At 69.8% G+C, this 8,841-nt stretch carries 8 protein-coding genes; 6 read left to right on the plus strand and 2 right to left on the minus strand.

Annotated features, from left to right (window positions below):
* Positions 1–47: 47 nt before the first annotated feature.
* The 3 genes from ABD912_RS18490 to ABD912_RS18500 all read left to right on the plus strand — a co-directional run bounded on the left by ABD912_RS18490 (position 48) and on the right by ABD912_RS18500 (position 2,941).
* Positions 48–416 (plus strand): cupin domain-containing protein, encoded by a 369-nt coding sequence (locus ABD912_RS18490; protein ID WP_345153164.1) that lies wholly within the window; start codon positions 48–50, stop codon positions 414–416.
* Positions 417–503: 87 nt separating this feature from the next.
* A complete protein-coding gene (locus ABD912_RS18495; RefSeq protein WP_345153166.1) occupies positions 504–1,793 on the plus strand; it encodes an MFS transporter in 1,290 nt (429 codons plus the stop codon).
* The gene (locus tag ABD912_RS18500) at positions 1,790–2,941 is read left to right on the plus strand and encodes an FAD-dependent oxidoreductase (protein ID WP_345153168.1); all 1,152 of its coding nucleotides are present in this window, start codon (positions 1,790–1,792) and stop codon (positions 2,939–2,941) included. Before ABD912_RS18495 ends, ABD912_RS18500 begins: the two co-directional genes overlap by 4 nt.
* A 100-nt stretch (positions 2,942–3,041) precedes the next feature.
* Here the strand turns inward: ABD912_RS18500 and ABD912_RS18505 are convergent, their stop codons facing one another.
* Positions 3,042–3,872 carry an aldolase/citrate lyase family protein gene (locus ABD912_RS18505; RefSeq protein WP_345153172.1) on the minus strand — a complete coding sequence of 277 codons (831 nt, stop codon included), beginning with the start codon at positions 3,870–3,872 and terminating at the stop codon, positions 3,042–3,044.
* On the minus strand, positions 3,857–4,642 hold the full coding sequence (hpaH, locus tag ABD912_RS18510; RefSeq protein ID WP_345153174.1) for a 2-oxo-hept-4-ene-1,7-dioate hydratase: 786 nt from the start codon (positions 4,640–4,642) through the stop codon (positions 3,857–3,859). Before hpaH ends, ABD912_RS18505 begins: the two co-directional genes overlap by 16 nt.
* 183 nt (positions 4,643–4,825) lie before the next feature.
* Here hpaH and ABD912_RS18515 point away from each other — a divergent pair, with 183 nt between their 5' ends.
* From ABD912_RS18515 to hpaE, 3 genes are read left to right on the plus strand one after another with little or no spacing between them, the layout of a single operon-like run.
* Entirely contained in the window at positions 4,826–6,364 is a 1,539-nt protein-coding gene (locus tag ABD912_RS18515; protein ID WP_345153176.1) for a fumarylacetoacetate hydrolase family protein, read from the plus strand.
* Complete coding sequence (locus ABD912_RS18520; protein WP_345153178.1) at positions 6,340–7,035, plus strand: GntR family transcriptional regulator; 696 nt, start codon at positions 6,340–6,342, stop codon at positions 7,033–7,035. Before ABD912_RS18515 ends, ABD912_RS18520 begins: the two co-directional genes overlap by 25 nt.
* Positions 7,036–7,078: 43 nt before the next feature.
* Positions 7,079–8,611 (plus strand): 5-carboxymethyl-2-hydroxymuconate semialdehyde dehydrogenase, encoded by a 1,533-nt coding sequence (hpaE, locus tag ABD912_RS18525; protein WP_345153181.1) that lies wholly within the window; start codon positions 7,079–7,081, stop codon positions 8,609–8,611.
* Positions 8,612–8,841 lie beyond the last annotated feature (230 nt).

Below are 8,841 nucleotides of genomic sequence, written 5' to 3' on the forward strand. Positions count from 1 at the left end.
CTCCTCTAGCGTGGTGCAAACCACAGCTACACCGGCGGAGGAGCCCGATGCAGATTCACAAGTCCGAAGTCCTTGTTTTCCCGTCCGCGGAAGCCGGATCGGCCGACTGGTCCGAATTCGCCCCCGCGGGCGAGCCGGCCGGATGGGTCCGCGGCCTTCTGGGCCGCGAGGACCTGCCCGCCGGATCCATCCAGCGGGTTTCGTTCTGGAAGCACGACGGCGGCGACCTGCCGTATGCGCCCCCCATGGCCGAGCTCGTGGTCATCCTCCAGGGCCGCGTCGAACTGGTGGACGAGGAAGGGGCGCGCTACGACGTCGGACCCGGACAGGTCGCCCTCATTCCCGCAGGGTTCCGCGGTACATGGATCACTCGGGAGCCCGTGCTCAAGGTCAGCGCCGTGGTGGCCCACAACTAGGCTTCACTGCCTCAATTACCGATCGAGGTCTTCATGGAAAACACCGTAAGGCGGGTTCGCCCGCAATTGCAGATCGAAGAGTCCCCCATGACACCGTTCCTCTGGCGGGTCTCGGCTTTCACCCTCGGAGGGATGTTCACCGACGGCTACATCCTCGGCCACATCGGCATCGCCCTGGGTCTCGCGACGCCGGAACTCGGGCTGAACGGCCTGTGGCTCGGCCTGCTTGCCGCATCCACGCTCCTCGGCATCCTCATCGGCGCGCCCATCGCCGGACGCCTTGCTGACCGTTTTGGCCGCCGGAGGCTGCTGGCCGTCGACTTCGCGGTGATCGCAGCGGGCGCGCTGGCACACCTGTTTGTCACGGATCCAGGGACCCTGCTGGCACTGCGAACGTTCATGGGCATCGCCATCGGTGCCGAATATGCGATCGGGGCCGCCGTGCTGTCGGAGTTCGCACCGCGCCGCAGCCGGGGCACGCTGCTGGCCAGCCTCAACGGAGCATGGATCGTCGGCTTCGTCGCCGGCTTTGCGGTCGCGTACGTGATGCGGGAGGCCGGAGCCGACTGGCGGGCCATCTTCGCCTCCGCCGCGGTCCCCGCCCTGGCGGTCCTGCTCCTGCGGATCGGCAGCCCCGAATCTCCCCGCTGGCTGCTGGCGAACGGCCGCGGCGAGGAGGCGCAGGCCGTCGTGGAGCGATTCTACGGCGGAGGCTACGGGCTTGAGGGCCTGGCGGCCGCCAGCGGGGAGCCTGCCAAGCGGGGACTCGCCGAGTTGTTCTCGCCCGCCTATCGGACCAGGACGATCTTCGCCGGCGGCTTCTGGGCCTGCCAGGTCATGCCGCTGTTCGCCTTGACGATCTTCCTTCCGCAGGTGTTCGAGGCCTTGGGCATCGGAACGGAGTTGGGCGCCGAGATGCTCGTCAACGGAATGCTGCTGGTGGGGGCCGTTACCGGGGTCATCGCCATCAAGTACCTTCCCCGGCGGAAGCTGGTCATCGTTACCTTCGGGATCGTGGCGGCGGCACTCCTGGCCATGTCCTTCGCCGGCAGCTTCCCGGTCTGGTTCGGCATCGGCGCGTTCGCCGTCTTCGTCCTGGTCGCGTCCGCGGCATCGAACCTGGAGTACGTGTACCCGTCGGAGATCTTCCCCACGGAGATCCGCGCCACCGGGATGGGCTTCGCGGCCGCACTCAGCCGCGTGGGCGCGGCAGCCAGCACCTTCCTTCTGCCGGTGGCTCTGGAGAAGTTCGGAAACATGGCCACCATGGCCCTGCTTGCCGCCATCGCGGTGCTCGGCCTGGTCATCTCCGTCCTCTGGGCCCCCGAGACCCAGGGCAAGTCCCTCGATGAAGCCTCAAGGGAGGGCGCGCAGTGAAATCGCCCCGAAAATCTCCCCGAATCGCGGTCATCGGCGCCGGGGCCATCGGGTCAACGACCGCGCTGGCCCTGGCCGGGGAAGGGGCGGACGTCACCATCTACGACCGTTTCGCTCCTCCCCACGGCTACGGTGCCCACGCCGGCGAGAGCCGCCTGCTGCGCACGGTTCCCTACCTGGAGAAGACCCCCGGCGAAGCCGCCCTGCTCGTCCAGGGCCTCGAAGGCTGGGAGCGGATCGAGAAGGAGGCCGGCCGGCCGCTCATCACCCGCTGCGGCGGCCTGATCATCGACGATTCGTCTTCCGAACGCCTTGCGGCGCTGGACTTGTCCTCCGCCGCGGGCGTGGAAAGCCTCACCCGGAATGCGGTGGGGGAGCGGTTCCCGCAGTTCGAGGTGGGCCCGGAGCAGTCCGCCGTCTTCGATGCCCGTGCCGGCATCATCGATCCCGCGGCCGCCGTCGAAGCGGCCCTGGAACTCGCGGCTTCCAGGGGAGCCCGGTGCCGGTTCAACGAGCGCGTTCACGACCTCCGCCCGGTGGATGGCGGCGTCGAGGTCCGGTCCGCGAGCGGGACGGAGACCTACGACCGCGTCGTCCTGGCGGCCGGGGCCTTTTCCGCCGGCCTCGAACCGGGCCTGCCGATGTATGCGCGCAGGCTCCTGCTCGGCTGGTTCACGCCCCGCCCGGGCATGGAGCACCTGCTGGAGGGATGCCCGTCCTTCGTGTGGACCCCAGAGCCCGGGCAGTTCGTCTACGGAGGACGCTCCTACGACGGACGCACGCTCAAGGTCGGCATCGACTGGGACTGGGGAGCCGTCACGGATCCGGCGTCCCAGGGGCGCGAGGTTGCGGAGTCCGACAGGGAAGCCATGCAGGAGAGCGTCAGGGCCCTGCTGCCGTGGCTGGATCCCGTGGGGGACCGGTTCGAGATGCACATCGACGGCTGGTCGGAGGACAAGATCGGCTTCCTCGGCGAGCGCCCGGACCGGCCGAACATCATCCTGGCCACCGCGTGGTCCGGTTATGGCTTCAAGCTGGCACCCGCCCTCGGCGAGACCGCGGCAAGGCTTGCCCTGGGCAAGGAGCCGGGCATCGACATCGAGCCCCTCAGCCCGAACCGCCGTCCGGTATCTGCGCCAGCCCCATAGCCACTCATTCAGGTGGCCGGACCGGGGCATCCGGAAAAGACCCACCGTTGGACGGGCGGGTTTTTTCCGGATGCCCGGGTCGACCCCGGGCTGCGCCGGCTCAGTAGCTGGCCGGCACGTTCTTGTCGGGGCCAGTCCCGTCCGTGCCGGCGTCGCCGGTGAAGCGGGCGGCCAGGGCCTCGGTGCCGCGGGCCAGCAGGGCGACGTCGGCGCCCACGCCCACGAAGTCCGCCCCGGCGGCCATGTAGCGGCGGGCCTCGGTCTCGGCGAACGCGTTCACGCCCACGTACTTCCCGGCGGCCTTGACGGTCGCGATCGTGGCCTCGACGGCGGCGACGACGTCGGGGTGGGCCTGCTGGCCGATCACGTCCATCGACGCGGCGAGGTCGGAGGGACCGATGAAGACCCCGTCCACGCCGTCGACCGCGGCGATGTCCGCGGCGTTGGCCACGGCCTGTTCGGATTCGATCTGCACGATCAGGGTGATGGTCTCCGAGGCGCGCCTCAGGTAGTCGGGGATGCGGTTCCAGCGGGCGGAGCGGGCTAGCGCGGAGCCGACGCCGCGGATTCCGTGCGGCGGGTAGCGCACCGCGGCGACGGCGGCCCGGGCCTCCTCGGCCGTGTGGACCATGGGAATGATCAGGGTCTGCGCCCCGACGTCGAGATACTGCTTGATCAGGACCGGGTCGTTGGCCGGCGGGCGGACCACCGGGACCACGGGGTAGCCGCGCACGGCCTGGAGCTGGTCCAGGACGGAGGCCGGGCCGTTGGGGGAGTGCTCGGCGTCGATGAACAGCCAGTCGAAGCCGGCGCCGGCGCAGATTTCGGCGACCAGCCCGGATGCGGAGCAGACCCAGATCCCGGCCAGCGGGCGGTCCGCGCCGGCCAGGACGTCCTTGAGGGAGGGGTCGGGTTCTACTCGAAACGGCACGTGATGCTCCCCAGGGGTCCGTAGTCCGCGAACACGGTGTCGCCGGGGTGCACCCACATGGGGCGGGTGAAGGACCCGGCGAGGATGATTTCCCCGGCCTTGAGGCTCTGGCCGTGGGGCGCGATCTTGTTGGCCAGCCAGTAGACCCCGGCGGCCGGGTGGCCCAGCACGCCGGCGGCGACGCCGGTCTCCTCCACCGTCTGGTTCTTGAACAGGACCGCGGAGATCCACGGCAGGTCCACCTCGGACGGCTTCACGGGGGTGCCGCCGATGACCATGGCGCCCATCGCGGCGTTGTCGGAAATGGTGTCCACGATGGTGCGGCCCTCCATCTGGATCCGCGAGTCCAGGATCTCCAGGGCCGGGACCACGTACTCGGTGGCGCGCAGCACGTCGAAGATATTGGCGTTGGGGCCCTCGATGTCCTTGTTCAGGACGAAGGCGAGCTCGACCTCGATGCGCGGGTGGGTGTACTGGTCCCACTGCACGGTGCACCCCGAGTCCAGGACCATGTCGTCGAAGATGATCCCGTAGTCGGGCTCGGTGATCCCGGTCGCCGCCTGCATCGCCTTCGACGTCAGGCCGATCTTGCGGCCCACCAGGCGCCGTCCCGCGGCCTCCGAGCGCTGCCGCCACAAATCCTGCACCGCGTAGGAATCCTCCACGGTCATCTCCGGGAAGCGCGCCGTCAGGCGCTCCACCGGAACGCGGCTGCGTCCGGCCTCCACCAGTTCGTCCGCGATGCGGACGATTGTCTCCCTCTCCAGCATGTCTCCTCCTCGTTTCGCCTGCGCTCCCCGCGGACCGGCGTGGCCCCGGGATGTCCTCCATTGCGTCGGCCACCCTGTCCGCCGCTGGTCGGCGGGGCCTGGGTGGCGTCCCCCGGGATCCGCTCTTGACGCTACCGGGTGACGAGTGCCACACTACATCGTATACGATTTCATACACAACAGATGAGGAGCGTGACAGTGGGCCAGGAAGCCAGCCACACCCAGCAGACGCAGCAGACCGACTTCGAGGTGCGTCCGGTGGACCAGGCCGTGCTCGACGCAGCCGGCAAGGTGCTGGCGGTGCACCTGAGCTACCGCTCCCGCGCCGAGCAGCGCGGCCGGGTCCCGGCCAGCCCCTCCTACTTCATGAAGGCGGCCTCCTCGCTGAGCCTCTCCGGCACCCCGGTCGAGCGCCCCGCCGGCACCGAACTGCTGGCCTTCGAGGGCGAGATCGCCCTGGTCATCGGCACCGCGGCCCGCCGCGTGTCCCTCGAGGACGCCTGGGCCTACGTCGGGTGGGTCACCGCGAGCAACGACCTGGGCGTGTACGACATGAAGTACGCGGACAAGGGATCCAACATCCGCTCCAAGTCCGGGGACGGCTTCACCCCGTTCGGCCCGGCCCTGATCCCGGCCTCCGTGGTGGACCCGGAGGCGCTGCGCGTGCGCACCTGGGTGAACGGCGAACTCGCCCAGGACGACACCACCAACGACCTGCTCTTCTCCTTCGCGCAGATCATCGCCGACCTCTCCCAGCTCATGACCCTGCACCCGGGCGACGTGATCCTCACCGGGACCCCGGCCGGCTCCTCCGTGGTCGTCCCCGGCGACACGGTCGAGGTCGAGGTCGACTTCCCCTCCGCGGGCCTGTCCTCCGGCCGCCTGTCCACCCCCGTCGTGCAGGGCACCGAATCCTTCGCCGACTTCGGCAACCTGCCCCGGATCACCGAAGCGGACCGCATCGACGCGTTCGGCAGCGAGGAGGCCGCCGGCGTCGTGCCCCCGGTCACCGGCAAGTCCGCGCTGACCGAGGACGTCAAGGCCAAGCTGCTCTCCGTCGCCACCGCCACCATCTCCGGCGCGCTGCGCAAGCGCGGGCTGAACAACGTGAGCATCGACGGCCTGCAGGCCACCAAGGGCACCCAAAAGGTGATCGGCACCGCCCGCACGCTGCGCTACGTGCCCAACCGCGAGGACCTCTTCAAGTCCCACGGTGGCGGCTACAACGCCCAGAAGCGCATCATCGACGCGATCGGCCCCGGCGAGATCCTGGTCATGGAGGCCCGCGGCGAGAAGGGCTCTGCCACCCTTGGCGACATCCTCGCCCTGCGCGCCCAGGTCCGCGGCGCCGAGGCGATCATCACCGACGGCGGCGTCCGCGACCTGAGCGCCGTCACCGAACTGGACATCCCCACCTTCCACAACGGCGCGCACCCGGCGGTGCTCGGCCGCAAGCACGTGCCGTGGGACACCGACGTGACCATCGGCTGCGGCGGGACCACCATCCAGCCCGGCGACGTGATCGTCGCCGACGCCGACGGCATCCTGGTCATCCCGCCGGCGATCGTGGCCGAGGTCGCCGACGAGGTCGTGGAGCAGGAACGCCAGGACACGTTCGTCTTCCGCAGGGTCCAGGAGGGCCACAAGGTGGACGGCCTGTTCCCGATGAACGCCGAGTGGAAGGCCCGCTACGACGAATGGGTCGCGGAGGGTGCGAAGTGACCGTGACCGCCCCCGCCCGGTCCAAGTCCCAGCAGGCCTACGAGCTGCTCCACGAGAGGATCTCCGCCGGCGCCCTGGTCCCCGGCTACCGCCTGGTGCTCTCCACCCTGGCGGCCGAGCTCGGCTGCAGCACCGTGCCGGTGCGCGAAGCCATCCGCCGGCTCCAGGCCGAGGGCCTGGTGACCTTCGAACCCAACGTCGGGGCCACCGTGGCCGCCGTCGACGCCACGCTGTACCTGCACACCATGCAGACCCTGGCCATCGTCGAGGGCGCGGCCACCGCGCTCGCCGCCCCGCAACTCACCGCCGCGGACCTGGCCCAGGCGCGGGCCCTCAACGAGGAACTGCGCGCCTGCCTGGAGGACTTCGACCCGGCGCGCTTCACCGAACTGAACAACCGCTTCCACGAGGCGCTCTACGGACCCTGCCCCAATCCGCACATCCTGGACCTGGTGCACCGCGGGTGGAACCGGCTGAACGCCATGCGCGCCTCCAGCTTCACCCACATCCCCGGCCGGGCCCGCCAGTCGGTCGAAGAGCACGAGGAGTTGCTCCGGCTGCTCGAGTCCCGGGGCCCGGCCCCCGAGGTCGAAGCCCTGGCCCGGGCCCACCGGATGCGCACCCTGAACGCCTATCTCGCGGCCGCGGGCGAACCGCCGTCGGTCCTCTAGACCACCTCCACACCCCAATCCCGTCCCGGAAAGGACCCCCAGCATGACCAAGCACTTCGTGCCGGACAACCTGCCCAGCCACCTTCAGCACTACATCGGCGGAAAGTTCGTCGACTCCCTCGGCGGCGAGACCTTCGAGGTCCTGGACCCGGTGACCAACACCGCCTACGCCACCGCCGCGGCCGGCCAGAAGGCCGACGTCGACGCCGCCGTCGCCGCGGCCCGCGACGCGTTCGTCAACGGCCCGTGGCCGAGGATGAAGCCGCGCGAGCGTGCCAAGGTGCTCTACGCGATCGCCGACGCCGTCGTCGCCCAGGAGGACCGCCTGGCCGAGATGGAAACCTTCGACACCGGCCTGCCGATCACCCAGGCGCGCGGGCAGGCCCAGCGCGCCGCGGAGAACTTCCGCTTCTTTGCCGACCTGATCGTCGCCCAGCACGACACCGCGCTGAAGGTCCCGGGCTCCCAGCTCAACTACGTCAACCGCAAGCCGATCGGCGTCGCGGGCCTGATCACCCCGTGGAACACCCCGTTCATGCTGGAGTCCTGGAAGCTGGCCCCCTCGATCGCCTCCGGCTGCACCGTGGTGCTCAAGCCGGCCGAGTTCACCCCGCTGTCCGCCTCCCTGTGGGCCGAGATCTTCGAGCAGGCCGGCCTGCCGGAGGGCGTGTTCAACCTGGTCAACGGCATGGGCGAGGACGCCGGCGACGCGCTGGTCAAGCACCCGGACGTCCCGCTGATCTCCTTCACCGGCGAGTCCTCCACCGGCCAGCTGATCTTCCGCAACTGCGCCGAGAACCTCAAGGGCATGTCCATGGAGCTGGGCGGCAAGTCCCCGGCGATCGTGTTCGCCGACGCGGACCTGGACGCGGCCATCGACTCCACGCTGTTCGGCGTCTTCTCCCTCAACGGCGAGCGCTGCACCGCCGGGTCCCGCATCCTGGTCCAGCGCGACATCTACGACACCTTCGTGGAGCGCTACGCCGCCCGCGCGAAGACCATCGTGGTCGGTGACCCGCACGACCCCAAGACCCAGGTCGGCGCCCTGGTGCACCCGGAGCACTACGACAAGGTCATGTCCTACGTGGAGATCGGCAAGTCCGAGGGCCGCCTGGTGGCCGGCGGCGGCCGCCCGGAGAACCTGCCCGAGGGCCAGGAGAAGGGCTCCTACGTCGCCCCGACCGTCTTCGCCGACGTCGCCCCGGACGCGCGGATCTTCCAGGAGGAGATCTTCGGCCCGGTCGTGGGGATCACCCCGTTCGACACCGACGAGGAGGCCCTGGCGCTGGCGAACAACACCAAGTACGGGCTGGCCGCCTACGTGTGGACCAACGACCTCAAGCGCGCACACAACTTCGCACAGTCGGTCGAGGCCGGCATGGTGTGGCTGAACTCCCACAACGTGCGCGACCTGCGCTCCCCGTTCGGCGGCGTGAAGGCCTCCGGACTGGGCCACGAGGGCGGCTACCGCTCGATCGACTTCTACACCGACCAGCAGGCCGTGCACATCACCCTCGGCGACGTGCACACCCCCAAGTTCGGCGTCGAGTCCAGCCGCGAAACCGGCGACGCCTAGTCCCTCCAAGCGCCTAGCCCCTCCGAACCGGGGCCGGTCCGCGGTCCTAGACCCTTCCCGCCGGGCCGGTCCTTACCCAGGCGGCACCCGGGGCGGACCTTCCGCCCGCCCCGGGCCCGGCCGTCGTACCCAAAAACATCCCGATTTCTCGAAGGAGAGAACCATGAGCAACGTCATTCCCACGCCCTCCGTTCCGGCTCCGGACATCGTCCGCTGCGCCTACATGGAAA

It is taken from the genome of Arthrobacter ginkgonis (assembly GCF_039540195.1).
Taxonomy (GTDB): domain Bacteria; phylum Actinomycetota; class Actinomycetes; order Actinomycetales; family Micrococcaceae; genus Zafaria; species Zafaria ginkgonis.

What these genes read in the sequence shown, in the direction of transcription:
- hpaE (WP_345153181.1), top strand. Translation starts at nt 7,079, where the DNA reads ATGACCAAGCACTTCGTGCCGGACAACCTGCCCAGCCACCTTCAGCAC.
- hpaH (WP_345153174.1), bottom strand. Translation starts at nt 4,642, where the DNA reads ATGCTGGAGAGGGAGACAATCGTCCGCATCGCGGACGAACTGGTGGAG.
- ABD912_RS18520 (WP_345153178.1), top strand. Translation starts at nt 6,340, where the DNA reads ATGGGTCGCGGAGGGTGCGAAGTGACCGTGACCGCCCCCGCCCGGTCC.
- ABD912_RS18490 (WP_345153164.1), top strand. Translation starts at nt 48, where the DNA reads ATGCAGATTCACAAGTCCGAAGTCCTTGTTTTCCCGTCCGCGGAAGCC.
- ABD912_RS18515 (WP_345153176.1), top strand. Translation starts at nt 4,826, where the DNA reads ATGAGGAGCGTGACAGTGGGCCAGGAAGCCAGCCACACCCAGCAGACG.
- ABD912_RS18495 (WP_345153166.1), top strand. Translation starts at nt 504, where the DNA reads ATGACACCGTTCCTCTGGCGGGTCTCGGCTTTCACCCTCGGAGGGATG.